At 64.1% G+C, this 25,187-nt stretch carries 27 protein-coding genes; 5 read left to right on the top strand and 22 right to left on the bottom strand.

Translation table 11 applies throughout. The features are described 5' to 3' along the window. Window positions 1-4: 4 nt before the first annotated feature. On the bottom strand, window positions 5-1,198 hold the full coding sequence (gene bhcA, locus F8R15_RS04555; protein WP_152843738.1) for an L-aspartate--glyoxylate aminotransferase BhcA: 1,194 nt from the start codon (window positions 1,196-1,198) through the stop codon (window positions 5-7). Window positions 1,199-1,394: 196 nt separating this feature from the next. Between bhcA and bhcR the strand changes: the two genes are divergently transcribed. After that, entirely contained in the window at window positions 1,395-2,195 is an 801-nt protein-coding gene (bhcR, locus tag F8R15_RS04550) for an HTH-type transcriptional regulator BhcR (protein WP_152843737.1), read from the top strand. Here the strand turns inward: bhcR and F8R15_RS04545 are convergent. From F8R15_RS04545 to ugpB, 4 genes are all read right to left on the bottom strand, one after another. Continuing rightward, window positions 2,192-3,244 carry an ABC transporter ATP-binding protein gene (locus F8R15_RS04545; protein ID WP_152843736.1) on the bottom strand — a complete coding sequence of 351 codons (1,053 nt, stop codon included), beginning with the start codon at window positions 3,242-3,244 and terminating at the stop codon, window positions 2,192-2,194. The genes bhcR and F8R15_RS04545 overlap by 4 nt on opposite strands. Before the next feature lie 9 nt (window positions 3,245-3,253). Further along, on the bottom strand, window positions 3,254-4,090 hold the full coding sequence (gene ugpE / locus F8R15_RS04540) for a sn-glycerol-3-phosphate ABC transporter permease UgpE (RefSeq protein ID WP_078549764.1): 837 nt from the start codon (window positions 4,088-4,090) through the stop codon (window positions 3,254-3,256). Between the two features lie 32 nt (window positions 4,091-4,122). After that, window positions 4,123-5,004 (bottom strand): sn-glycerol-3-phosphate ABC transporter permease UgpA, encoded by an 882-nt coding sequence (gene ugpA, locus F8R15_RS04535; protein WP_078520423.1) that lies wholly within the window; start codon window positions 5,002-5,004, stop codon window positions 4,123-4,125. Between the two features lie 68 nt (window positions 5,005-5,072). Next, on the bottom strand, window positions 5,073-6,386 hold the full coding sequence (gene ugpB, locus F8R15_RS04530) for a sn-glycerol-3-phosphate ABC transporter substrate-binding protein UgpB (RefSeq protein ID WP_152843735.1): 1,314 nt from the start codon (window positions 6,384-6,386) through the stop codon (window positions 5,073-5,075). A 395-nt stretch (window positions 6,387-6,781) separates the two neighbouring features. Between ugpB and F8R15_RS04525 the strand changes: the two genes are divergently transcribed. The 3 genes from F8R15_RS04525 to F8R15_RS04515 all read left to right on the top strand — a co-directional run bounded on the left by F8R15_RS04525 (window position 6,782) and on the right by F8R15_RS04515 (window position 9,530). After that, window positions 6,782-7,252 (top strand): hypothetical protein, encoded by a 471-nt coding sequence (locus F8R15_RS04525; RefSeq protein ID WP_152843734.1) that lies wholly within the window; start codon window positions 6,782-6,784, stop codon window positions 7,250-7,252. A 125-nt stretch (window positions 7,253-7,377) separates the two neighbouring features. Next, window positions 7,378-7,884, top strand: coding sequence for a hypothetical protein (locus F8R15_RS04520; RefSeq protein ID WP_152843733.1), 507 nt, complete (start codon window positions 7,378-7,380; stop codon window positions 7,882-7,884). After that, window positions 7,872-9,530, top strand: a complete 1,659-nt coding sequence (locus F8R15_RS04515; RefSeq protein WP_152843732.1) for a hypothetical protein — start codon at window positions 7,872-7,874, stop codon at window positions 9,528-9,530. Before F8R15_RS04520 ends, F8R15_RS04515 begins: the two co-directional genes overlap by 13 nt. Here F8R15_RS04515 and F8R15_RS04510 read toward each other — a convergent pair. Further along, on the bottom strand, window positions 9,527-10,183 hold the full coding sequence (locus F8R15_RS04510; protein WP_152843731.1) for a pyridoxamine 5'-phosphate oxidase family protein: 657 nt from the start codon (window positions 10,181-10,183) through the stop codon (window positions 9,527-9,529). The two genes, F8R15_RS04515 and F8R15_RS04510, sit on opposite strands and share 4 nt — an antisense overlap. 66 nt (window positions 10,184-10,249) lie before the next feature. Here F8R15_RS04510 and F8R15_RS04505 point away from each other — a divergent pair, with 66 nt between their 5' ends. Continuing rightward, window positions 10,250-11,686 (top strand): PLP-dependent aminotransferase family protein, encoded by a 1,437-nt coding sequence (locus tag F8R15_RS04505; RefSeq protein WP_152843730.1) that lies wholly within the window; start codon window positions 10,250-10,252, stop codon window positions 11,684-11,686. Here the strand turns inward: F8R15_RS04505 and hypE are convergent. The 16 genes from hypE to F8R15_RS04425 form a co-directional block, all read right to left on the bottom strand. Continuing rightward, window positions 11,683-12,702: a hydrogenase expression/formation protein HypE gene (hypE, locus tag F8R15_RS04500; RefSeq protein ID WP_152843729.1), complete on the bottom strand. Its 1,020-nt coding sequence runs from the start codon at window positions 12,700-12,702 to the stop codon at window positions 11,683-11,685. The genes F8R15_RS04505 and hypE overlap by 4 nt on opposite strands. Window positions 12,703-12,815: 113 nt before the next feature. Then, the gene (gene hypD / locus F8R15_RS04495) at window positions 12,816-13,958 is read right to left on the bottom strand and encodes a hydrogenase formation protein HypD (protein ID WP_152843728.1); all 1,143 of its coding nucleotides are present in this window, start codon (window positions 13,956-13,958) and stop codon (window positions 12,816-12,818) included. Between the two features lie 5 nt (window positions 13,959-13,963). Beyond that, window positions 13,964-14,251, bottom strand: coding sequence for a HypC/HybG/HupF family hydrogenase formation chaperone (gene hypC, locus F8R15_RS04490; RefSeq protein WP_038145377.1), 288 nt, complete (start codon window positions 14,249-14,251; stop codon window positions 13,964-13,966). Next, the gene (locus F8R15_RS04485) at window positions 14,251-15,726 is read right to left on the bottom strand and encodes a sigma-54 dependent transcriptional regulator (RefSeq protein WP_152843727.1); all 1,476 of its coding nucleotides are present in this window, start codon (window positions 15,724-15,726) and stop codon (window positions 14,251-14,253) included. Before F8R15_RS04485 ends, hypC begins: the two co-directional genes overlap by 1 nt. Continuing rightward, complete coding sequence (gene hypB, locus F8R15_RS04480; protein WP_078520434.1) at window positions 15,723-16,622, bottom strand: hydrogenase nickel incorporation protein HypB; 900 nt, start codon at window positions 16,620-16,622, stop codon at window positions 15,723-15,725. Before hypB ends, F8R15_RS04485 begins: the two co-directional genes overlap by 4 nt. Further along, window positions 16,622-16,963, bottom strand: a complete 342-nt coding sequence (hypA, locus tag F8R15_RS04475) for a hydrogenase maturation nickel metallochaperone HypA (RefSeq protein WP_078520435.1) — start codon at window positions 16,961-16,963, stop codon at window positions 16,622-16,624. Before hypA ends, hypB begins: the two co-directional genes overlap by 1 nt. Continuing rightward, on the bottom strand, window positions 16,956-17,840 hold the full coding sequence (locus tag F8R15_RS04470) for a hypothetical protein (protein WP_152843726.1): 885 nt from the start codon (window positions 17,838-17,840) through the stop codon (window positions 16,956-16,958). The genes hypA and F8R15_RS04470 overlap by 8 nt, the downstream gene beginning before the upstream one ends. Next, a complete protein-coding gene (gene hybE / locus F8R15_RS04465) occupies window positions 17,837-18,676 on the bottom strand; it encodes a [NiFe]-hydrogenase assembly chaperone HybE (RefSeq protein ID WP_152843725.1) in 840 nt (279 codons plus the stop codon). The genes F8R15_RS04470 and hybE overlap by 4 nt, the downstream gene beginning before the upstream one ends. Further along, window positions 18,673-19,503, bottom strand: coding sequence for a hydrogenase expression/formation protein (locus F8R15_RS04460; protein WP_152843724.1), 831 nt, complete (start codon window positions 19,501-19,503; stop codon window positions 18,673-18,675). Before F8R15_RS04460 ends, hybE begins: the two co-directional genes overlap by 4 nt. A gap of 4 nt (window positions 19,504-19,507) precedes the next feature. Further along, window positions 19,508-19,924, bottom strand: a complete 417-nt coding sequence (locus tag F8R15_RS04455) for a hydrogenase accessory protein (protein WP_152843723.1) — start codon at window positions 19,922-19,924, stop codon at window positions 19,508-19,510. A 10-nt stretch (window positions 19,925-19,934) separates the two neighbouring features. Beyond that, window positions 19,935-20,255 (bottom strand): HypC/HybG/HupF family hydrogenase formation chaperone, encoded by a 321-nt coding sequence (locus F8R15_RS04450; RefSeq protein WP_038145386.1) that lies wholly within the window; start codon window positions 20,253-20,255, stop codon window positions 19,935-19,937. Further along, window positions 20,255-20,887 carry a HyaD/HybD family hydrogenase maturation endopeptidase gene (locus F8R15_RS04445; RefSeq protein ID WP_152843722.1) on the bottom strand — a complete coding sequence of 211 codons (633 nt, stop codon included), beginning with the start codon at window positions 20,885-20,887 and terminating at the stop codon, window positions 20,255-20,257. The genes F8R15_RS04450 and F8R15_RS04445 overlap by 1 nt, the downstream gene beginning before the upstream one ends. Before the next feature lie 320 nt (window positions 20,888-21,207). Beyond that, window positions 21,208-21,984, bottom strand: coding sequence for a Ni/Fe-hydrogenase, b-type cytochrome subunit (cybH, locus tag F8R15_RS04440; RefSeq protein WP_134330556.1), 777 nt, complete (start codon window positions 21,982-21,984; stop codon window positions 21,208-21,210). 5 nt (window positions 21,985-21,989) lie between these two features. After that, window positions 21,990-22,175, bottom strand: a complete 186-nt coding sequence (locus tag F8R15_RS04435) for a hypothetical protein (protein WP_152843721.1) — start codon at window positions 22,173-22,175, stop codon at window positions 21,990-21,992. Window positions 22,176-22,189: 14 nt separating this feature from the next. Next, entirely contained in the window at window positions 22,190-23,986 is a 1,797-nt protein-coding gene (locus F8R15_RS04430; protein WP_152843720.1) for a nickel-dependent hydrogenase large subunit, read from the bottom strand. A gap of 3 nt (window positions 23,987-23,989) precedes the next feature. Continuing rightward, window positions 23,990-25,066 (bottom strand): hydrogenase small subunit, encoded by a 1,077-nt coding sequence (locus F8R15_RS04425; RefSeq protein WP_078542014.1) that lies wholly within the window; start codon window positions 25,064-25,066, stop codon window positions 23,990-23,992. Window positions 25,067-25,187 lie beyond the last annotated feature (121 nt).

The following is a 25,187-nucleotide window of genomic DNA, read 5'->3' as shown; positions in this document are numbered from 1 at the left end:
GCTCTTACGCGGCGGCTTGTCGCACAGGGGTGGCGGCGGTCTCGCGGTAATGCGCCTGGGCTGCGGCAACCCCGCTGCCCAGCTCCACCGGCAGGCCGAGATCGACCATCGCCATCTCGGCCGTCGCCAGCCCCGAGAGCGCCATCACATCGGTCATCAGGCCCAGATGCCCGATGCGGAACACCTTTCCCGCGACGTCGCCCAGCCCGCCCCCGAAGGCCACGCCATAGGTATTCAGCGCCTGCGCCACGATCCGGCCCGCGTCGAAACCGTCGGGCGCACGCACCGCGCTGACGCTGTTGGAGTAGAGATCGGGCGAGACGGCGCAAAGCTCCATCCCCCAGGCCGCCACCGCGCGGCGCACCCCTTCGGCGATCCGGGCGTGACGGGCGAAGACATTACCCAGCCCTTCCTCCAGCAGCATGTCGCAGGACGCTTTCAGCCCGTTCAGCATCCCCACCGGCGGCGTGTAGGGATAACCGTTGGCCGCGTAGCCCGTGCGCATGTCGCGAATGTCGAAGAAGCAGCGCGGCAGCTTCGCGCCCTCGACCGCCTCCAGCGCCTTTTGCGAGAACCCGGTGATGGCGAGGCCCGGCGGCAGCATGAAGCCCTTCTGGCTGCCGGTGACCGCGACATCGACGCCCCAGTCATCCATCCGGAACTCCATCGACCCGATCGAGCTGACGCCATCCACGAAGAACAGTGCCGGATGCCCCGCCGCATCCATCGCACGCCGGATGCCCGCGACATCCGAGGTCACGCCGGTCGCGGTCTCGTTATGGGTGGCGAGCACCGCCTTGATCTGGTGGTCCGTATCGGCGCCGAGGATGTCCGCGAAGCGCTCGACCGGGATGCCCTCGCCCCACGCGACGCTGACCACCTCGACCTCGAGCCCGTAGCGTTGGCACATGTCGATCCATTTATGGCTGAACATTCCGTTGCGGCAGGCCAGAACCTTGTCGCCGGGCGAGAGCGTATTGGTGATCGCGGTCTCCCAGCCGCCGGTGCCGGTCGCGGGGAAGACGAAGGCCTCGCCCTTGGTCGTCTTGAGCACCTTCTTCACACCGTCCAGCGCCGGATGGATGATATCGGCGAAACCGGGGCTGCGATGATCCATCGTCGGGATATCGACGGCTTTGCGCAGCGCCTCGGGGATGTTGGTCGGGCCCGGAATGAAAACGGGATTGAGATGGATCATGACGCCTCCTCCATGTGTCGGAAGCGTTTCTAGCATGGCGGGGCTGACGCAGAAATTTTTACGGATCGTCGGCGTTTGCAGCGCGTCGGCCGAGAATCATAAAGGAATTCAATGCTTTGATTTTTTCATACAGTGAAATTAGATTTTGCTTTATACTGAGTAAGATATTTCTTTTTGCCACTCAGAGGTGCGCCCGATGACCATGCCCCGCCGGAAGGGCCGCCCGAAAGGCTTCAACACCGACCCCGCGCAGGGCACGATCCTCGCACTTGACCGGGCGCTCGACGTGCTGGACCTGCTGGCGCGGCATGGCGGGCTGCCGCTGAGCGCCATCGCACGCGAGCTGGATCAGTCTCCGGCGACGATGCACCGGGTTCTGGCCACGCTTCATGCCCGCGATTTCGTGGAACCCGAGGCGCAGGACTGGCATATCGGTCCGGCGGCCTTCCGCATCGGCTCAGCCTTCCTGCGACGCACCAATGTGTTCGAGCGTGCGCGGCCGCTCATGCAGGATCTGATGCGCGCGACCGGGGAGACGTCAAATCTGGGCGTGGAGCGGGCGGGTCAGGTGCTGTTTACCGGGCAGGTGGAGACGCATGATCCGATCCGGGCGTTCTTCCCGCCGGGCACGGTCGCACCGCTGCATGCGTCGGGCATCGGCAAGGCGCTTCTGAGCACCTACGCGCCGGACCGGCTCGACCAGCTCCTCGCGGAGTATGACTTCACGCGCTTCAATGACCGCACCATCGGCGATGCGCCGACGCTACGCGCCGAACTGGCGCGGGTCATGGCGCAGGGCTACGCGGTGGACGATGAAGAACGCACGCTCGGGATGCGCTGCATCGCCGCGCCGATCTTCGACGCACATGGTGACGCGGTGGCGGGGATTTCAGTCTCCGGGCCCGTGCAGCGGATTCCCGATAGCCGCCTGCCCGCGCTCGGGCAAGCGGTCGCTCAGGCCGCGAAAGCGATCAGCCACCGGATCGGGGCGGATTAATTCAGCCGCTGACCGGTTTTCGGATCGAAGAGATGCAGGTCCTCGGCGTTCACCGAGAGCCGCACCTGCCCCACCGCCTGCTTCTCCATATGCACGCCCGGCAGCGCCGCCGTCATTGCCTCGCCGCGCCCTTCCAGCGTGCCGTGCAGGAGCGTATTCGCCCCCAGCGGCTCGGACAGGGTGACATTCAGCGTCAGCGGCCCGTTGTCATCGGGATGCAGATGTTCGGGCCGAATGCCGAGGCTGACCGGGCGATCGGGCAGATCGGTCGGGCCGAGCGTGACATGGCCCAGCATCACCTGTCCGGCGCGCACCTCGGCATCGATGACATTCATCGACGGGCTGCCGATGAACTGCGCCGCGAAAATCGTCACGGGGCGCTCATAGACTTCGAGCGGCGTGCCGATCTGCTCGGCCACGCCCCCGTTCATCACGATCATCCGGTCGGCCATGGTCATCGCCTCGACCTGATCGTGGGTCACATAGAGCGCCGTCACGCCGAGCTTGCGCTGCAGCTCGCGGATTTCGACGCGCATCTGCACCCGCAGCTTGGCGTCGAGGTTGGACAGCGGCTCGTCGAACAGGAAGACCGACGGCTCACGCACGATGGCGCGCCCCATCGCCACCCGCTGACGCTGCCCGCCCGACAACTCGCGCGGCTTGCGCTCGAGATAGTCCGACAGCTGCAGCAGTTTCGCAGCCTCGTCGACGCGTCGCTTGATCTCGGGTTTCGCCATGCCCGCGATCTTCAGGCCGTAGCCCATGTTCTGGCGCACCGACATATGCGGGTAGAGCGCGTAGTTCTGGAACACCATCGCGATGTCGCGGTCCATCGGCTCGCGCTCGTTCACGCGGGCCTCGCCGATGCGGATCTCGCCCTCGGAGATGCTCTCCAGCCCCGCGACCATGCGCAGAAGCGTCGATTTCCCGCAGCCGGAAGGACCGACGATGACGATGAATTCTCCATCCTGGATGTCGATCGAGACCCCGTGCAGAACCTCGGTCTTGCCGAAACGTTTCTTGATATTTTCGAGTTCAACGGTCGCCATTGTCTGCCCTTATTTCTCGCTGTCCACGAGGCCGCGAATGAAGAGTTTCTGCATCGAGATCACCACAATCACCGGCGGGATCATCGCGAGGATCGAGGTCGCCATGATGACCGGCCAATCGGCGATATCGTCGCCCGACGGGAACATCTGCTTGAGCCCCATGACGATGGTGTTCATCTCGGGATTGGTGGTGATGAGAAGCGGCCAGAGATACTGATTCCAGCCATAGATGAAGAGGATCACGAAGAGCGCCGCGATATTCGTGCGGCTCATTGGCAGCAGGATATCGAAGAAGAAGCGCATCGGACGCGCACCATCGACGCGCGCAGCCTCGGCCAGCTCGTCCGGCACCGTCAGGAAGAACTGGCGGAACAGGAAGGTCGCCGTGGCCGACGCGATCAGAGGCAGGATCAGGCCGGAATAGCTGTTGAGCATCCCGAAGCCCGCGACGACTTCGTAGGTCGGCACGATCCGCACCTCGACCGGCAGCATCAGCGTGATGAAGATCATCCAGAAGAAGAAGCGCCGCCCCGGAAAGCGGAAATAGACGATCGCGAAGGCCGACAAGAGCGAGATCGCGATCTTGCCGAGCGCGATCCCCAGCGCCATCACCAGCGAGTTCACCAGCATCGTCGCGACCGGTACGTTCACCCCGGAGAACAGCGCATCCGAATAGTTCTCGATCAGGTGCGAGCCCGGCATCACCGGCATCGGCGCCTGCGCGATCTCTTGCTGCGTGTGCGTCGAGGCCACGAAGGCCAGCCAGATCGGGAAGAAGATCACCAGCACGCCCACGATCATCAGCACATGGGTCAGCCAAAGACCGGAGCCGCGCTTTTCCACCATGCCCGGGGGCGGTTCGTTGTGCATGTCAGCCATCAGTAATGCACCCGCTTCTCGACGAATTTGAATTGCAGCACCGTCAGGAAGCCCACGACCACGAGCAGCACCACGGATTGCGCGGCGGAGCTTCCAAGATCCTGACCGACGAACCCGTCGGCATAGACCTTGTAGACGAGGATCGTGGTGGCCTGTTGCGGACCGCCGGAGGTGATCGTGTGGATCACGCCGAAGGTCTCGAAGAAGGCATAGACGATGTTGACGACCAGCAGGAAGAAGGTTGTGGGCGACAGAAGCGGCAGCACGATCGTGAAGAAGCGCCGCCAGAACCGCGCCCCGTCGATCGCCGCCGCCTCGATCACCGATTTCGGCACCGCTTGCAGCGCCGCGAAATAGAACAGGAAGTTGTAGCTGATCCGGCCCCAGGCCGACGCCACGACGACGAGCCCCATCGCCTCATGCTCGTTGAGCACATGGTTCCAGTCATAGCCCATCTGGTTGAGATAGAAGGCGACCACACCGATCCGCGTGTTGAACATGAAGAGCCACAGCACACCGGCCACGGCGGGCGCGACCGCATAGGGCCAGATCAGGAGCGTGCGATAGGTGCCCGCCCCTTTCACCAGCCGATCCGCCAGCACCGCGAGGAACAGCGCCGGGATCATCGAGACCAGTGTCACGAGGGTCGAGAACACCGCCGTCGTCACGAAGGACGCGCGGTAATAAGGGTCGTTGAACAGGTATTCGAAATTGCCGAGGCCCACATATTGCATCGACAGCCCGAACGGATCGGGGATGAACAGCGATTGCCACACCGCCTCGCCCGCCGGGTAGAAGAAGAACACGCCCGAGACGATCAACTGCGGCGCAAGCAGCAGCATCGGCAAGAGCCAGCCCTTGAAGGTTACGCGTTTTTCCATATCGGGATCGGGGCCTTCGAATAGAAATAGCCGCGGGCAGGTTTCCCCCGCCCGCGGCCAGATTTGGGTTAGCGGTTGGCTTGCTCGAAGCGGCGCAGCAGCTGGTTGCCACGCTCCACCGCGTTGTCGAGCGCGTCCTGAGCGGTCTTGTCACCGGCCCAGACAGCTTCCAGTTCCTCGTCGATAATGCCGCGGATCTGGTCGAAGTTGCCCAGACGGATGCCCTTCGAGTTCTCGGTCGGCGCATTCGCGGTCATCTGCTTCACAGCCACATCGGTGCCGGGGTTCGCGTCATAGAAGCCCTGCTCGCGGGTCAGATCAGCCGCAGCCTTGGTGATCGGCAGATAGCCGGTGTCCTGGTGCCACTTCGCCTGCACTTCCGGCGAGGAGAGATAGCTCAGGAACTCTGCGACACCCTTGTAATGGCTGTCTTCCTTGCCCGACATCACCCAAAGCGAAGCGCCCCCGATGATGGTGTTCTGCGGCGCACCGTCCACGTCACCCCAATAGGGCAGCGGGTGAACCTCGAAGTTGAACTTGGCTTCGGACTTGATGCCCGCGTAACCGGCCGAGCTCTCGGTGAAGAGCGCGCAGGTGCCAGCGCGGAAATCGGCGCCACCTTCGTTGCGGCGGCCCTTGTAGATGAACTCGCCCTTCTTGGCCCAGTCACCCAGCGTCTGGATATGCTTCACCTGAACGGGGCCGTTGAATTCCAGCTTGGCGTCGAGACCAGCGAAGCCGTTCTCTTGGCTGGCGAACGGCACGTTGTGATAGGCCGAGAGGTTCTCGAGCTGGATCCAGCTCTGCCATGCGGTGGTCATCGGGCAATCGACGCCCGAAGCCTTCAGCTGGTCGAGCACCTTGCCGACATCTTCCCAGGTGGTCAGCGGCGCATCCTTGGCCACGCCTGCCTCGTCGAGCATGTCGCGGTTGACCCAGAGAACCGGCGTCGAGGAGTTGAAGGGCAGCGACAGCATCTTGCCGTCGGTGGTGGTGTAGTAGCCCTTCACCGCGCCGATATAATCGTCGGGATTGAACTCGACGCCCGCGTCTTCCATCACCTGATAGACCGGCTTGATCGCGCCCTTGGCGGCCATCATCGTCGCCGTGCCGACCTCGAACACCATCAGGATGTCGGGCTGCTCACCGGCGCGGAACGCGGCGATACCGGCGTTCAGCGTTTCCGAGTAATTGCCCTTGTTGGTCGCCACGACCTCATACTGGTCCTGGCTGGCATTGAAGTCCTTGACCTGCTGATCGACGAGCTCGCCGAGACGGCCGGTAAAGGCGTGCCAGAACTGGATTTCCGTCGCTGCATTGGCCGTAAACGGCGCAATGAGCGAGGCCGACGCAAGCGCCGCACCGAGTGCAAAATTCTTCATGTCTTCCTCCCATATGTAGCGGGATTCATTGTTGGATGGATCTGAGGCCCCAAGCGAAGCCTCCGCGCTACGCGGCGTAGTGTGCGGATGTAACAGGAACAAAACAAGAGAGTGATTTCGTTTTCGCTTTCACGCTCGGTCGCGTTACCCGATGCGGAGCCGCGCCCCCTCAATCCCTATTTTTCATAGGAATTTCGAAGTTTCTCGAAGATCGCCCGATCTATCGCTCACGATTTTGTGAAGCGCCTTTTTGCGCGCTTCGACCGAAACCGAACAAAAACCGACAGCTCCGCGCAACGCCCGAGCATGTTTCGCCTCGCCCCCGGCGGCGCTTTGCCGAATCCCTCCGATTTGCTAGCCTGTTGAAATGGTTCAATTCGGTTCGGATCATCGTCATGTTCATTGCGTCGTATCAGTTTTCTGCCTTTCCGATCCTTGCCGCCGCAGGGATCGCCCTCGCATCGACGGGCATCGCTTATGCTCAAAGCTCCGGCGAAGGTCCCGCCCTGCGATGGGATCAGGCCGAATGCCTGCGCGATCATGCAACCGACTACCTCGAGCAACGGGCATTCCCGTCAATCCTCTTCGTGGGCTTCTGTAAGGACGGGGTTTTCGACCCCACCGCAGCGGAGATCGCACAGGGAACGAGCCGCAATTCCGCCATCGACTCGGAAGGTCTGCCGCGGTTGCAATCCGGCGCGGTCATCCCCGCCAATCCCAAGGCGGCGGTGCTCGTGTTGACACGTACGCAGCTCGAATGCCTGCGCGACAGTTTCGACAGCGTCGCGCGCAAGCAGGTCGCAAAGCTCGACGAGAAGACCGAAATTCCGGTGGCCGAGCTTGATTTCTCGGGATGCCCGCAGTGAGCGCGGGGCAAACGCCGCCCGCTACCGCAGACGCCCCCAATGTGCCCAGAGACGCGCCTGAAACGGATACCGCCTCGCCCGAAGCCGCGTCTAACACGGCCATGAGCCTCCGGGATAAGATCGAGATGGGCTCCTGGATCGCCACGATAGCTGCCCTCCTCTTCACCGCCGGGCAAATCTACCAATGGCGCGAGGACCGGAAAGCCGATCTCTCGCTCGAAATGGTCGCGCGCTTTTCCGACCTCGAATATGCAGGAAGCGCCCGCCGCGAACTTGCGCAGTTCTGGTGGCAGAACTCGGACGCCCTAGCCAAAGTCACAGCGATCAAAGGCGGCATCCCTCCCGCGCAGCGACAAAAATTTCTTGACCTGCTCTTCCAGAAACGCCCCCCCGCAAAGCGCCAGGAGCAATTCGCGGCCGTATCGGAAATGGCGAATTTCTTCGATCAGGTCGAGCTGTGCATCGCGACCAAACGCTGCGACGCACAGATCGCCACTGACTATTTCTGTGGCTACGCCGCCAGTTTCGCCGACCTCTACCAAGGCCCGCTCACCCAAGTGCGCGAGACCTTCGGTACTTCCGGGCTCGGGACCGGCCTGCAGCACTTCGTGGAGGCCAGATGCGACGACTGATCCCTGCCGTTGCCCTGTTGAGCACTCTCACTTTCGCGCCGACTGCCCAGGCAGCCGACATCTACTGGGCACCGCCGATCACGGATGAGTTCGTGTTACCTTATATCGGCGTGGATATGGCCACCGGGACCAAGCCGGGCGACAGCTTCGATTTCAAGAACGCGTTGCACATTCATATTAGAGGCGAAATCGCGCCCGGCGACGCAGAGACATTCAGAAACCTGATCACCGACAAGGCCAGCGAGATTTTCGATCCGATTACGGGCGGGGTGAATATGCGCCCTGTCGTCGTCTCTCTCGACAGCGACGGCGGCGATTTCTACGAGGGCCTCAAACTCTCCGACTCGATCCGCGGCTTCGCTACATTCGTCGGCAAAGGCAACCGGTGCCTCTCGGCCTGTGCGATCGCGTTTCTGGGCGGCTCAGAGCGGATGCTGCGCGGCTACCCGATGTGGAACGCGCGATACGTCCACACCGAAGGCGTCGTCGGGTTTCACGCGCCATTCTCGAGCCTCTCGAATACGCTTATGATCCCCGATGGCACGCCGTTTTCGAGCACGCTCGGCAATCAGATCGCCACGCAATTCTACGCGCAGGCTCAGGACGCCATCAACGAACTCACGAAGCGGATGGGGACATGGAATATCGCTCCGAGCTTCGTCTTCGAAATGATCGGCAAGAAATATCAGAAGGACGACGACAGGCCGCTGGGCGAGCAGTACCTGCTGATCAATTCATATAACCGGCTCGATCAGACAAAGACGACTGTCCTTGCCGACCGCGCCCCGAACCCGGCCAATGTGGACATTCTGGGTGCCATAAACGCCTGCGAATTCGTGGTATTCGCAAATACCGGCCGCCGGGTGATGACTGGCCCGCCAGTATCTTCAGAGACCATCCCGGAGCGTGGCCTGATCCGTTTGTGGTCAAGATACTCAAGCTTCGGACAGGCGACAGAAGAAGGCCTGAAAACCTCCGGCGACTCCCGCCCTCGGCTGCTGAGATCCAAGATCGGCCCGCTCACGTCGAACGTCCTTTTGCCGGCCGCGGGCGACGACTCCTACTATCTGCAGGCGAAGCTCGCAGGTCCGGGCCGCGTCGACTGTAACGTGTTCAAGGACGCTGACGGGCAATGGTATGTCAAAACCTACAATATCGACATTCATGCCAACGATACGTTTCTCACGATGAACGGGACAACAGCCACGCAGCGCGAGGTACTTGACTACAGCGCTCCCTACCCGATCAACGATTTCACCATCCTCGGCCCCGATGGCGTCTGGAACAATTTCCCCGCCATCGAGCCCTCCGAAGAGCTTACGCCGATCCTCGCCAAATTCCCCGCTATCACCGGCCCCAGCTTCGACTGCACCGGCAAGCTCGATCCGGCGGCGGAGGTGATCTGCCTGATCCGCCCGCTCGGCCAGCTCGACGGGGTGCTGGGCAAACTCTACCCGCGCGCCGTCGCGAAGGACGCAGAGGGCACGAAGCAGAGCCAACGTCATTGGCTCAAGATCCGCGACCGCGCCTGTCGTCCGGGCGGCATCGACACGAACGACCCGCTGCAATTCCGCAGCCTGATCGACTGCCTCACCTACTTCTACGAGATGCGCCTGAGAGAGCTGGACCAGATCGCCTCGAATTAACCGCCATAGCGGAAATCGCGCACATGCGCGGGCATCTCGACGGCGTCGAGATTGCGCGGATCGGGGATCGGGTCGCCCACCTCCATACGGATCGGGATCACCCCGGCCCAGATCGGCAATGCGTAATCTTCTTCGTCATCGCTCGGCCCGCCGGTGCGGATCTTCGCCGCGCCCTCAGTGATCTCCATCCCCAGCACGGTCGTCGCTTTCAGATCCTGCGCGTGATCGGGGCGCAGCATCTCGTAGCGCCCCGGATAGAGATGGTTCACGAAGGTCCCGAGCTTTTGCAGCTTCTCCGCCGGATCCTCCACCTTGAACGCGGTCCCATAGAGCATCACCGACCGCGTATTGAGCGAATGGTGCATGCCCGAGCGTGCCAGCACCAACCCGTCGAGGATCGACACCGTCAGGCAGACCTCGGCCTGCGTCTCGCTGCGCAGCGCGCGGCTCGCGGAAGAGCCGTGCCAATAGACGTGATTGCCCTCGCGCCATTGCATCGTCGGCGTCACGTAGGGCTTGCCGTCGCGGACATAGCCCACATGGCACATCGGCTGCGCATCGAGGATCGCGTTGATCGTCTCGCGGTCGAAATGGCCGCGCTCATGCAGGCGGCGCAGGCGGGAACGGTCAGTCACGGGAAGGGTCTCGGTCATGGGGCTCTCACTCAAAGCGGGTCTATCTTGTCCCGGCAGCGATACCGCCCTATTGGATAGGAAAACATGTCCAGTTTCGCCAAAATGTACCAGTCCAATCTGAACGCCGCCCTCTTCGGCCTGTCGCTGGATCGCCGCTCCGGCTTGCCGCTGCACGCGCAGCTGACGCAAGCGCTGCGCGAGATGCTGCGTGCCGATCCCGCCGCAGCCGGAGAGCGCCTGCCGCCAAGCCGCGCTCTGGCCGAGGAGCTGTCGGTCTCGCGCATGACGGTGACCACCGCCTATGATCAACTGATCGCCGAGGGCTATCTGAGCACCCGCCCCGGCGGCGGCACCTATGTGGCCGAGGACCTGCCCCATCTCGCACCGCCCGCGCCGCGGCACGCGCCACATTCGGAGCCGCACGCGGCACAGACGTGGCTGCCCTTTCAGCCCGGCCTGCCCGATCAGGCGCTGTTCCCGCACAGGCTTTGGGCGCGCCATCTCGAACGGGCGTGGCGCAACCCCGATCCCCCGCTTCTCCACCGGCCCGACCCGTTCGGCTGGCCTCCGCTGCGGCAGGCGATCCGCGACCACCTCGCGGCATGGCGCGGCCTCGACTGCGCGACCGAACAGGTGGTGATCACCGGCGGTGCGTGGGACGGGTTCGACCTGATCGCGCGGGCGGCGCTACCCCCCGGCGCGCTGATGGCGACCGAAGACCCAGGCTGGGCGACGATGAGTCATGTGCTGGCCGCAAGCGGGATCACCGAGCGCCCGGTGCGCATCGACGCAGAGGGGCTCGACCCCGCCGATCTGCCGCCCGAGACTCGCGCGGTCACCATCACCCCATCGCGCCATTTCCCGACCGGGATCGCGATGCCGCTGACGCGCAGGCTGGCGCTCCTCGACTGGGCGCGCGAGCGCGATGCATTGATCGTCGAGGATGATTACGACAGCGAGTTCCGCTATCGCGGTCAGCCCCTGCCGGCGCTGGCGGGGCTCGATGGGTTGCAGCGCGTGATCTACATGGGCAGCTTCTCGAAACTGCTCAGCCCGGCGCTGCGGATCGGCTATCTGGTGTTGCCCGAGCGGCTGGTGACCCCGATGCGCGACGCGATTGCGACGACCGGATCGCGGGTCTCGATGGTTCCGCAACCGGCGCTGGCGAGCTTCATGGCGAGCGGCGAATTCGCGACCCATCTGCGGCGGATGCGGCGCCATTACGCCAAGCGACAGCGTCACCTGCTGAACGAACTGACGGGACTGGAGGACTATCTTCAGCTTCAGCCCGATCCGTCGGGAATGCATCTCTGCGCAGGCCTCGGCCCGGCCCTCGCCCCTCTGGGCGACCGTGCGATATCCGAGCGCGCCAAAGCGGTGGGCCTCACGCTGCGGGCGCTATCGTCCCACGCCCGCCTGCCTGACCCGCCGCAAGGCCTGCTCTTGGGCTATGCCGCCTTCGACGAACGGGCGTTGAGCACCGCCGCAGACACGCTGCGCGCCCTGCTAAAGGAACTCTAGCAGATACGCGGCAGTTGCTCGCCCACCAGCATATCGACGATGCGCTGACCGCCGAAGGCCGTCGTCATCCGCACCTGCTTATGCCCCTCGACCGCACGGCCCACGATCACCGCGCCGGTCCCTTCGGGGCGCGCGCGCATCGCGGCCAGCGCCGCCTCGGCCTCGACCTCGGGCACGAAGACCACGAGCCGCCCCTCATTGGCCAGATACAGTGGATCGAGCCCGAGGATCTCGCACATCCCGACGACCTCGGTGCGCAGCGGCAACGCGTCCTCGGCGATCTCGATGCCGCAGCCCGCGGCTTCCGCAATCTCGTTGAGCGCCGAGGCAAGCCCGCCCCGCGTCAGATCTCGCGCGGCCTTCGCACCCGGCGCCACCGCCAGCACATCCGCCATCAGATGCCCCAGAGCGGCGCAATCGCTCTCGATCGCGCTCGACAGCGCCAGATCGCCCCGCGCGGCAAGGATCGTCGCCCCGTGATCGCCCAGCACCCCGTTCACGATCGCCACATCTCCGGGCGCGACCCGCCCTGCGGCCATCTCGACCCTACCGGGGATCACGCCGACGCCCGCCGTGGTGACGAACACCCCGTCACAGGCCCCGCGCCCGACCACCTTGGTATCGCCGGTGACGATCTTCACACCGGCAGCCTCGGCCTCGCGCGCCATCGTCGCCACGATCCGGCGCAGAAGCGCGATCTCGGTGCCTTCCTCGATGATGAAAGCCGCCGAGAGCCAGAGCGGCTTCGCGCCCCCCACCGCCAGATCGTTCACCGTGCCGCAAACCGCGATCTTGCCGATATCGCCGCCCGGAAATTCAATTGGTGTCACCACGTAGCTATCGGTCGTAAAGGCCAGCCGCGCGCCGGGCTCGGCCAGCGCCTCGGCCTGCAAACGTGCCTGATCTTCCATGCCGGGCGGCGCGAAGACCGAGGTGAACACCTCCTCGATCAGATCCCGCATCGCCTTGCCGCCGCCGCCATGGGCCAGCGTCACCCGCTCGTCGCGCAAAGCCATTCTACCTACCTTCGCCTTGGTCCAAATATCCCGGGGGAGCGGCAAAGCCGCGGGGGCGGAGCCCCTTCTTCCCTAACCTTTTCTCGCCCTCCGGCGACGGGGGCAGCGCCCCCTTACTCCGCAGGCTCGACAGCACGCGCGCCGCCATATTGCCAATAGGCCGCACAGGCCCCTTCGGAACTCACCATCAGCGCGCCAAGCGGCATTTCCGGCGTGCAGCCGCGCCCGAATTGCGGACAGTCGACCGGCTTCATCCGCCCCGTCATCACCTGCCCGCAGGCGCAGCCCTCGGCCTCTTCGACCTCGCGCCGACCGGTGGCATAGCCGATGCCGAACTTCTCCTCGGCGTCATAGGCCTCGTATTGCGCACGGATGCGCAGCCCCGACTTGTCGATCTCGCCCAAGCCGCGCCACTCGAAGGACGGCCGCGTCTCGTAGACATCGTCGATCGCAGCAAGGCTGACCGGATTGCCATGCTCGGGCACGACGCGGGCATATTGGTTCTCGACCTCGGCGCGGCCTTCAGCGATCTGGCGCAGCACCATCAGCACCGATTGCAGCAGGTCGAGCGGCTCGAACCCGGCCACCGCAATCGGCTTGCCGTAATCCTGCGCGATGAAATCGTACGGATGGATCCCGATCACCATCGAGACATGACCGGGCCCGATGAACCCGTCGAGGCACATATGCGGATCGTCGAGCAGCGCCTTGATCGGTTCGGGCACGGTGATGTGGTTGCAGAAAACGCTAAAATTGCCCAAGCCTTCGCGCGCGGCCTGCTGGATCGCGAGCGCCGTGGAGGGGGTCGTGGTTTCGAACCCCAACCCGAAGAACACCACTTCGCGCTCCGGGTTACGGCGCGCCAGCTCCAGCGCGTCGAGCGGCGAATAGACCATGCGGATATCCGCGCCGTCGGCCTTCGCCTGCAGAAGCGATTTCTTCATGCCCGGCACGCGCATCGCATCGCCAAACGTGGTGAAGATCACGCCCTCCCGCTCGGCGATCTCGATACATTCATCGACGCGCGCACGCGGCAGCACGCAGACCGGGCAGCCGGGGCCGTGGATGAACTCGATGCCCTCATGGACCAGCTTGTCGAGCCCGTAGCGGAAGATCGAATGGGTATGCCCGCCGCAGACCTCCATGATGTGGACGGGCTTGTCCTTCGTCGCGCCGATCCGGTCGGCCACCTTGGCGATCTCGGCCAGCAGCACCTTGGCGGCTTTCGGATCGCGGAATTCGGATGCGAATTTCATCTGCCTCACTCCCCTGCCAGCGCGGCATCGCCCGCGGCCATCTGTTCCAGCGCCTCCTGCGCTTCGCCAAGATCGCGCAGCGCTTCCAGCGTCTTTTCGGCCTCGTCCTCGTCGATCAGGCTCATCGCGAAGCCGACATGGATCAGGGCCCATTGCCCCACGAGGCCTTCTAGAGCGCCCTCTGCCACGCAGGCCACATTCACTTCGCGGCGCACGCCCGACACCTCGGCCATCGCCATCTGGCGCGTCTCATCGGTGATCGCCACGATCTGGCCCGGAATACCCAAACACATCAGTCACTCTCCTCCTCAGCGGCCACCGACGGGTCGGCGATGCCGTAACGATCCAGTTTCGCCCGCAGGCCCACGCGCGATAGGCCCAGCTCGGCCGCAGCCCGGCTCTTGTTCCAGCGGTTGCGGGTGAGCGTCTCGCGCAGGATGCGCATTTCCATCAGCTCGATCCGGTCCTTCAGCGTGCCCTCGGCGGTCATCACGTCCTCGGCGGCGCGGTCGGCGCCCTCGTCGGACGGGGCGGCCTGCAGGATGTGGCGCGAGATCAGCTCTGCGCCCAGCACGTTGTCCTGCGCGAAGATCAACATCCGCGTGACCTCGTTGGTCAGTTCGCGCAGATTGCCCGGCCAGTCGTAATTCTCCAGAAATTCCAGCGCCGCCGCCTCGAAACCCATCACCGGCTTGCCGTGGCTCGTCGCGACCTCGGACAGGATCGCCTGCGCGAGCATCGCAACATCGCCGCGCCGCGCGCGCAAGGGCGGGATCGCGATCTCGCCAAGGCTCAACGCATAGTAAAGATCGGTGCGGAACCGCCCCTCGGCGACGCCTGCGCGCAGGTCGCCCGACGCGCCCGCGATCAGTCGCAGATTGGTCGAGACCGCCTCCTGCCCGCCCACCGGGGTCACGACCCCGTCGCGCAGCATCCGGTGTAGCGCAAGCTGCAATGCCGGGCTCGCGCCCTCGATCCCGGCCAGATAGAGCGTGCCGCGATCGGCTTTCTGCGCCAGCCCGATCTTGGCCACGCCACCGGGCAGCACGCCGCGCTTGGCGCCGAACAGCTCGACCATCGCGAGATCTTCCGGCATGCCGGAAATATTCAATTCGTAGAACGGCTTCTCCGAGCGCAGCGAGCCGTAATGCATCGCGCGGGCCATCTGCGTCTTGCCCGTGCCCGGCTCACTCGTCATCAGCACCGGCACGTCGAAGCTGGCATATTGCCGCGCGAGAGTGACCGCCGCATTCATCGCGGAATTGGGCGCGCGCAGGATCGTCTCGAACCCCATCCCCTCGCGCAAAGACCGCCGCCGCTTCTCGACCCGCGTCTCGGTGGTCGAGTTGAGGAACCGCATTTCCAGCGTCAGCCGCTCGTTCTCGCGCGACAGCTGGAACATCCGCGCCGCATTGCGCGCCACGGCCAGAAGCTGCTCGGGATGCCAGGGCTTGGCGATAAACTGGTGAATGCCCGCATCGTTGATCGCGGCCACCATCGAGGCGCTGTCGGTATAGCCGGTGATCACGATCCGCACCGTTTCCGGCCAGCGCTCGCGCACCTCGGTAAGGAAATCGACCCCCGAGCGGCCGGGCATCCGCTGATCGCAGAAGATCACCTGCACCCATTCCTCTTCGAGCACCGCCATCGCCTCTTCAGCCCCCGGCGCGGTGAGAATCTCGAACTCGTCCTCGAGCGCCATTTTCATCGCCTGAAGAGAATGGGGCTCGTCATCGACGAGGAGGATGGCCGGGGTCGAGCCGGTCATGACGCGGCCTTCCGGTCGAGCCCGCGCTTGAGCCAATCGAGCCACGCCTGCATCCCCTCGCCCGTGCGGGCCGAGACGCGCAGCACCTCGATCTCCGGGTTCACGCGCTTGATGTTGGCCTCGTAGAGATCGAGATCGACATCGCAATAGGGGGCCAGATCGGTCTTGTTGAGGATCGCGAGACCGGCGGCTGCGAACATGTCCGGATATTTCAGCGGTTTGTCCTCGCCCTCTGTGACCGACAGGATCGCGACCTTCGCATCCTCGCCCAGATCGAAGGCGGCGGGGCAGACGAGGTTGCCAACATTCTCGATGAACAGAAGCGACCCTTCGGGCAGCGCGAGCCGGTCGAGCGCGGTTTCCACCATGCGCCCGTCGAGGTGGCAGCCCTTGCCGGTGTTCACCTGAATGGCCTTCGCGCCTGTCGCGCGGATGCGGTCCGCGTCATTGGTGGTCTGCTGGTCGCCCTCGATCACTGCGAGCGGCGCATCGCCCAGCATCTCGATCGTGCGGCACAGGAGCGTGGTCTTGCCCGAGCCGGGAGAGGAGACGAGGTTGGTCGCGAAGATGCCCTTCTGCGCCAGTCGCGCCCGGTTCTTCCCGGCGAAATCGTTGTTTTTCGAAAGGATATCGGTCTCGATCTCGATCAGACGTTCTTGGCTCATACCCGGCACTTCGGTGCCTGCCGCCCCAAGGCCGATATGGATATCGCCGTGGTCGTGGTGGTGATGGTGGGGGGCGTGATCGTGAGACTGATGGCCCTGCGCGGGTGCCGGAGCTCCTTGCGCGAGCACCGCCAGAGGCGCCGCTTTCGGCACGGCCTGACTGCTCTTTTCCAGATGGGCGCGGAACTGATCCTCCACGCTATGTCCGCTGCATCCGCACACCGTGCACATCAGAGCACCTCCATATCCTTGATCCGCATCTCCTCGCCGCCCTGCGCCAGCAATTTGCCACCGCCGCAGTTCGGGCAAGGGTCCAGTCGATGTTCGATTTCCACGGTTTCCGCGCAATCATAGCAGAGCGCTTTGCCGGGAATGTCGATAATCTGCAATTCCGCGCCTTCCGCGGGCGAGCCGCGCATCACCACGTCGAAGGCGAATTCCAGCGCGTGTTTCTCGACGCCTGCGAAGCGCCCGATTTCGAGCCGCAGCGTAGTCACGCGCGAAAAGCTGTTGGCCTTGGCCGCATCCTCGATCACGCCGCGGATGCCTTCGGCGATCGACATCTCATGCATCGGCGACCTCCCGCATCAGAACTGGCACGCAGGGATCGAGTATGTCCACTACCAAGCTCGCCAAAGACGCTTTCTCTGCGGGCAGGCTCTCGAGGCTACTCTGCAACATCCCGCCGGGCACGGTCAGATGGTCGGTCGGCGTGATCCGGGTCAGTGCGCTCACACGACCGCCATTCAATCTGACCTGCAAGGTATAGGCACCACGCGCCGCCGCGACCGAGGCCACGCCCGGCGCGATCCGGCGCGCGGGCGGCGCATCGAAGCACAGCCGATCCAGATCGATAACGCGCCCCAGCGCCCGCCAGAGCGGCCCGCGCCCGTAAGTAGCTTCGGCCTGACGCATCAGATCCGCGTCGCGCACTCGTCCGGCGGCGGAATTCTCCTGCGGCACCAGCGAGAGAGGCTGCGACAGGTCGGGCAGATCGGCCACCGCTTCGCCCGGCGCGAAACGCTCCGCGATCGCCGCCAGAAGCGGGCCGATCCCCGCACCGGAACTCAGCCAATCCGCCAGTCGCGAGGGCCGTGCACCGCCCCAGATCCAGCGCTGCAGCGCCGCGCCGCCCTTCGACCAATCCGCGGGCAGCGGCATCGGGTCGTGTTCAATCAGCGCGGGCCAGCGCAGGCATAGCTTGGAGAGATGGTCGCGCAAGATCTCGCGCCGCGGGTCGCATCCGGCGGCCTCCAGCCCCGTCGCCAACCGCACCGCGAGGCCCTGCGCCATGCCGCACAGGTTGAACAGGCGCGGCATCAGTTCCGCTACCTCTTCCGGGGTCTTGCCCAGCATCATCGCCTCGACCGGACTCGGCGCGGGCAGCGCAAGCACCGCCTTCAGCCGAGCGCCGTCGCGCGCGATGGTTATGCCGAGCGTCTGGTTCATTCCGCGTCATCCGCCTCTTCGCGCGGCGCATCCTCGGCCAGACCGGCCGAGATCAGCTTGCGCCGGGTCGGTTGCGCCATCTCTTCGACGCGCGCATCTTCCGCCGCCTGCGCAGCCTCCGCCTCCTCGACCGCGGCAAGCTCGGCCTCGCGACCGGCGCGGATTTCGGATTTACGATCCGTCTCGGCGCGGTTCTCGTCCTTGAACAGCTCCATCATGATCGCGCGGGCGACATCGGTCGCCTGCATCTGCGTCTGGAAATCGCCCATCGGCGAGAAAAGCGAGCACGCCTTGTAGCCGCCGCCCATCTCGCGGACGTTATGGATGAACTCATAGGTGCCGGACGGGAAGTCGATGTTTTCCTTGGCGCCGGGGACCAGCGCCGACCAATCCTCGCCGTCGCGCGGCAACATGATCAGGTTCATGAACCACGGGCTGACAAGCACACCGAGCCCACGCCCCTGATGGGAGACGAAACCCACCGGCTCGACCGAGAGCGCCTTGTTCACCAAGGGCACGTCGCGCATTTTCGAATGCCAGACCTCGCGGAAATCCGCCGTGAGCCTGGCCACCTGTTCCTCGATCCGGCGCGCTTCCAGCATCGCGGGCGCGCCTGGATCGGTCTGCACCATGAACTGCTCTTTCGGTGCGTCGCAATTGGGGCAATGCCAGTCCTCGGGCAGCATCGAAAACGGCGTACCGGGCAGGACCTGGCGGAAATCGTCGCCCTCCGCCGGATCGTAAGGCGTCCAGCAGATCTTGCACTCCATGATCGCCTGATCGGAAATCCGGTCATTGGCGCCCATGTAGCTTCCCTCGAACCCCGCAACGCTCATCGGATCGCCTCCAGCACTTCGACGATCCGCTCCGCGGAATCGACGAGATCCTCTTTCGCGGCGATCGCCACCTCGGGCATCGTGGTCACTTCGAACGTGTCGAGGATCAGCGTGTCCATCGAGTTGAAGAACTGCACCCGCCAGACATGGGGCAGCCCAGTCGCAGTGACGCGGCAATTGCCGTAGCCACGCGACAGGATCGTCACCGCGCCTTCGCCCGTCGCCGCATCGAGCCAGACGAGGTCTTCCTCGGTATGGGGCAGCAGGGTCAGGTTCACCACATGCGGCTCGCCGCCCATGAAACTGCCCGATTTATCCTCCAGTTCGGCCATCAGCGCTGGCGCGTTCACGACACCCGGACCGCGCGGATGGGTCTTGCCTTCAGCCTTGCGGAACGGCTCGAAGGCGCGGCTCAGCGCCGCCGAAGGGACCGGACCGACCTCGATCTTGTCGACGCCCGAACCTGCGATCATCCAGACGCCCGCAAAGACCGACTCCTGCACCGCCAGCGCCGGGATGCCGCGGATCTTCATCGCGACCTCGCCCTGCCCCATCGTCTCTGCGATGAGCGCGCGGTTCTCCGCGTCGAGATGGCTCAGATCGAAACTCGCCATGCCGCCTTGCGCCGCCGCCTCGCAGGCCTTCGCCACATCGGCCAGCGTCTTGAGCGCGGGCGTGACGCTGGACGGGTCGTCGATGTCAGGCATATGCGCCGAATAGGTGCGCATGCCGGAGGGAAGCTGCATATATTCGAGCTGCGCATCCTCGTCTTCGGGTTGCGAGCCGGGACCGAAGCCCATGGGCGGAAGGTGGAAATTGGAAACCATCGTCTCAGCCTTTCGCGGTCAGGATGTGGGAGGTGCGGGCGACGTAATCGTCCCAGTCGCGGATCTTCTCGATCGCGCCGAGATATTCGCCCTCACGGTAGAACAGGAAACCGGGTGCTTTCAGCGCTCGGGTCTGCTGGCGCAGCTCGGTCTCGATCGCATCGCCCACCACCGCGCAGTCGAAAGCGTGCTGAAAGGCCATGCGGATTTCCGGCAGCACCACGGCGGCGTCGGGGGTCTCGAGGTTGCGCTTGGCGTCGCCCGGAATGAACAGGCAATGCGCCCCGGGACGCGCGGTGAACTCGGCCACATCGGACATGTTCGCCAGAAGCGGATAGCCCATCTCGTCGATCAGGCGGGTTACCAGCGGGTGCATCGCGCCCGAGGGCGCAGCCGTATCGGGCATTGCAAAATCGTGCATGTGTCTCTCCTCAGGCAGTCGTTTTGCCGGCATCGCGCGCGGCTTGCAGATGGGGCGGCAGTTGCGGCTCGCGGGCGTCGAGATCGGCGAAGGCATCGCCCAGATCGCCGCCCTGCATCAGGGCCCGCAGCCCGCCGAGCGCGGCCGCGATCTTGGTCGCCTCGTCCTCGGTGATCACCTCGCGAGAAGCCCCGAGAAAAGCCAGAAGCCAGTCGCCAGGCTTGGCGTCGGGCGTCAGCGACAAATCGATGATGCCGGGCTGCCCCTCTTCGAGAACCTCGCCGCGGATGCCATCGACCGCCACCAGTTGAACCGGGATTCCGACGCACATCAGGCACGGACCTTCTCGGCGCCGGGGAAGAAGCGGTGATCGCCCATCCGGCAGGCCTCGCCCTCGGTCGGGCGGCCCCCTTCGTAAGCGCCACGACGGATCGAGGCATCGGCGAGGTCATCGGCCTGCGTCACGCCCGCCGCGACCGAAATGCCCCAGCGCGCCAGTTCGGCTTCGCATTCGCGGATCGCGGGCTCGATCTGGGCGGCGACCGCGGGGCGCAGACCGCCACCGTAATCCTCCAACTCGACCGGCTGGCAGCCGATCAGCGTCAGCTTCGCCGGGCAGCGGTTCATCAGCTGCGCGGTGGCAATCACGTCCTGAAAGCCGGTCTGGTGCAGGCTCATTTTCTTGGCGCCCATGAAGGCGGGCACGTCGTCGTCGCGCAGCACCCGCATCTCGCCTGGCGCCAGCCCGAAATCGATCGCATCGAAGACGATCAGCGCATCGGCCTCTTCGAGAAACGGCAGCAGATACAGGCCCTGCGTGCCGCCGTCCAAGAGCTTGACGTTCTCCGGCACGGCGCGGGTCTCGGCCATCACCTCGACGCAGCGCACACCGAAGCCCTCATCCGCCCAAAGAACATTCCCGATACCCAGAACGAGCACCCGGTCCGGCGCAAAATCCGACATGATTTCCTCCCTCTCCCCGAGGCGGCAAGCGCGTTGCCATCCTCGCCTCGAACCGACAATAGGCTTTGCAGAGGGACGGGCTTCACGGAAATCGCACGGAACTGCGACAATCTGTCTAGTATTTGTTTTTACGAAATTTTCCTGGGAAGCGCGCCGCCATCAAAGCCTTCAAAGTGGAAACCATATTTCCACCCAAGCAGGCTTTTCGCAATGAAATCTTCCACCGGCAGCGCAACGCTGGAAACAGCTCGAATCCGCGCCCCAATGCAGAACGGGCGCGGATTGACCCGCGCCCGTTCGCCCTACCACCGCACGAACCGTTACTCGATACGATCGTCCTTAAACGTCCGGTGGCCGGAGATCATCGTGGAGACCATCGACTGACGGCTCATGATGTCCTCGCGGATCGCCGCATAGATGTGCACGATCATGAAGATTACGATGGCCCACATGCCGAGATGGTGCAGCGTGTGAAGCCTCTGGGAGTTCTGCACGAGACCCAGCACCCAGCCCATGGCCGTATCGGGCAAAGAGCCCTGCCCCGCACCTTCCGCATAGAGCGCCCAGCCGGTGATCAGCATGAAGGTGATCCCGAGCGTCATGAAGAAGAACATCGCAAGCTGTGCCAGCGGGTTGTGGCCGACGTATTTCTTCGGCGTCTTCTCGAGGAAAGCATACCAGCGCAGCTCGTGCCCCAGCTCTTTCCACCAGCGCTTGCGCCAGACCGGCACGTAGAACAGCTGGCGGGCGTGGTGATTGCCCACGAAGGCCCAGTAGATGCGCCCGAAGAAGATCACCGTCAGGACCTGCGCCGCCGCGAAATGGCCGAAGCGGATATAGCCCATGACGAATTGCTCGGTCGCTTCGCCGATCTGCAGCGACGGCAGGGGCGCGCCGATCAGGAAACCGGTCACGATCAGCACCGTGATCATCAGCGCGTTGAGCCAGTGCCAGAGGCGCACGGGCGCCTCGTAGACATAGACGGAGGTCCGGCGGCGGATCGAGTCGAGATCTTCCTCGGTCGCGTCGCCGGTCAGGCGGGAGGCCTCGAAGGCCCCTGTCGCCTTGGGGTTTGGCGTGTGGATCGTGTCCTCCATCGCCCTTACTCCTTGCGGACGCGCTTGACGGCGCGGGCGATTTCGACGGCCACATAGGCCAGGGCGATCGCGCCGGTCGCCATTGCGACATGGGCGATGGTGTGCCCTTCCGCGCCGGGGGCCACCGCGTGACCCGGATGGGCCAGCGCGGGACCTGCGATCATGCTGAAAGCGAATGCGAGTTTCTTCATGATTTCCTCCTCCCTCAGCGCACCTTGACGGTGGTGAGCTCTTCGCCGTCGGGCGACATCACATGGGTCGAACAGGCAAGGCACGGATCGAAGCTGTGCAGGGTGCGCAGGATTTCGACCGGCTCTTCGGGACGCTCCACCCTGGTGTTCATCAGCGACGCCTCGAAGGCACCGATATTGCCCTGCGTGTCACGGGGCGAGCCGTTCCAGGTGGTGGGCACGACGCATTGGTAGTTCTCGATGCGCCCGTCCTTGATCTTGACCCAATGCCCCAGCGCGCCGCGCGGAGCCTCGGTCATGCCGACGCCCTTGGCCTCTTTCGGCCAGCTCGACGGATCCCATTTCTCGACATTGGCGGTGCTTTCGTCGCCATTCTTGATGTTGGTCATCATCTTGTCGAAGAAGTGCCGCTGCAGACGCGAGCAATACTCGGATTCCAGCGCCCGCGCCGCGGTGCGGCCCAGCGTCGAGAAGACCGCATTGAACGGCAGGTCCATCTTGCGCAGCAGACCATCGACCTGGTTCTTGATGTCCTCGTGACCCTTGGCGTAGCCCACGACGTAACGCGCGAGCGGACCGACCTCCATCGCGTGCCCCTTCCAGCGCGGGGCCTTGATCCAGCTGTATTTCGCAGCCTCGTCAAGCTCGATGATATTGGTCCGCGTGCCTTTGGCGTTCGGCCCGAGCTCGTATTGCGGCTCGGTCACGCCATCCCACGGATGCAGGCCCTTGCCGGGCTCGCCATAGGTGTACCAGGAGTGGTCGACGAATTCCTGCACCTGTTCGGGGTCGCGCGGATCGACGTCATGCACCTCGTTGAGATTGCTGTTGATGATCGCGCCACGCGGCAGATGAAGCTGCTCGGGCGAGAAGTCGTTCGGGTTCTCCGGAATGTCGCCATAGGCAAGGCAGGCCTGCGACGACAGACCGCCACCATAGAGCCAGTTCTTGTAGAAGCCGCCGATCGCGATCACGTCGGGGATATAGACGTTCTCGTTGAACTCCTGGCACTTGTCGATGATCGAGGAGACGAGATTCAGCCGTTCCATGTTGATCGCACCGACCGAGCCGACCCCGTCGATATTGATCGGGCACGGCACGCCGCCCACAAGCCAGCTCGGGTGCGGGTTCTTGCCCCCGAAGATGGTGTGAACCTTGACGATCTCCTTCTGAAGATCGAGCGCCTCCAGATAGTGCGTCGTCGCCATCAGGTCCGCTTCTGGCGGAAGCAGATAAGCCGGGTTGTCCCAGTAGCCGTTTTTGAACAGCCCGAGCTGTCCGCTTTCGACGAATTTCTTGAGACGGTTCTGCACGTCCCGGAAATAGCCTGGGGAGGAGAGCGGATGGCTCGGGCTGACCTTCTGCTGCAGCTCCGAAGTCGCCTTCGGGTCCGCGCGCAGGGCGTTGACCGGATTGACCCAATCGAGCGCGTGCAGGTGATAGAAATGCACGATGTGGTCATGGATCTGCAGCGCGAGCTGCATCATGTTCCGGATCGAGTTCGCATTGTCGGGGATCTGGATCCCCAGCGCATCTTCCACCGCGCGGACCGAGGTCAGCGCATGGGTGCCGGTGCAGACGCCGCAGATCCGCTCGGTGAAGGCCCAGGCGTCGCGCGGATCGCGGCCTTTCAGGATCACCTCGAGCCCGCGCCACATCGTGCCGGTCGAGACCGCGTTGGTGATCATGTTGTTTTCGTCCACATTCACTTCGCAGCGCATGTGGCCTTCGATCCGGGTCACCGGGTCGACAACGACCCGTTTGCCCGAATTGTCCATCGTGTAGCCGTTCGGCGTGTTGAGAACCGACATGGATTACGCCTCCTCGTTCTTCTTCTGGGCGCGTTTGAGCGCGGAGACGGCAGCGTGAACTGCCACCGCACCGCCGACGACAGCCGCCGTGGTGCCGCCGACCACATCGGCATTCGCTTCGATCCCGAATTGCTTGATGTTGGTGAGCCGGTCGTAGAAGGAGCCCTGATCCCAGAACCCGTCCTCGGAACAGCCGATACAGCCGTGACCCGACTGGATCGGGAAGCTGACACCCTCGTTCCAGCGCACGGTCGAGCACGCATTGTAGGTGGTCGGCCCTTTGCAGCCCATCTTGTAGAGGCAATAGCCCTTGCGCGCGTTCTCGTCGTCCCACGTCTCGACGAACTGACCAGCGTCGAAATGCGGACGGCGGTAGCACTTGTCGTGGATACGCTGCGAATAGAACATCTGCGGCCGGCCCTGACGGTCCAGCTCGGGCATCCGGTCGAAGGTCAGCATGTAGGTAATCACGCCGGTCATCACCTCGGCGATGGGCGGGCAGCCCGGCACCTTGATGATCGGCTTGTCGGTGATGACCTTGTGCACCGGCGTGGCGCGCGTCGGGTTCGGGGCGGCAGCCTGCACGCAGCCATAGGAGGCGCAGGCGCCCCAGGAGATAATGGCTTTCGCGTGCTCGGCAGCGTGGCGGAGTTGGTCCACGAAGGGCTTGCCGCCCACGATGCAGTACATCCCGTCTTCGTTGAGCGGCGGATTGCCCTCCACGGCGAGGATGTAATTCCCTTTATACTTGTCGATCGTGTCCTGCAGCGCGGCTTCTGCCTGCGCGCCCGCCGCCGCCATCAACGTGTCGTCATAGTCGAGCGAGATCATCGAGAGCACGACATCCTTGGCCAGCGGGTGGGCCGAGCGGATGAAGCTTTCCGAACAACAGGTACATTCGAGCCCGTGCACCCAGATCACCGGGGTGCGCGGCTTGGTTTCCATCGCATGGGCGATCTTGGGCACATAGGCCGGGCCGAGACCCAGCGCCGCCGCCGTCAGCGAGCAATATTTCATGAAGCTGCGGCGGGTGATCCCCTGCCGACGCATCACATCGTAAAAGGTTTCGATCGCAGGCAAAGTGTCCCTCCCTCTGTGATCCCGATGACCGGATTCTCCCTCCTCCCGAGGGGAATACGCATGTGTGATCTCAGGATTGGCAGGTCGGGTCCGCGAACAGAACGAAATAATGACAGGATGT

This window comes from Thioclava sp. JE_KL1, assembly GCF_009296265.1.
Taxonomy (GTDB): Bacteria; Pseudomonadota; Alphaproteobacteria; order Rhodobacterales; family Rhodobacteraceae; genus Thioclava.
Note: the sequence above shows the minus strand (reverse complement) of the source record. Positions and strands in the feature narration are given on the sequence as shown.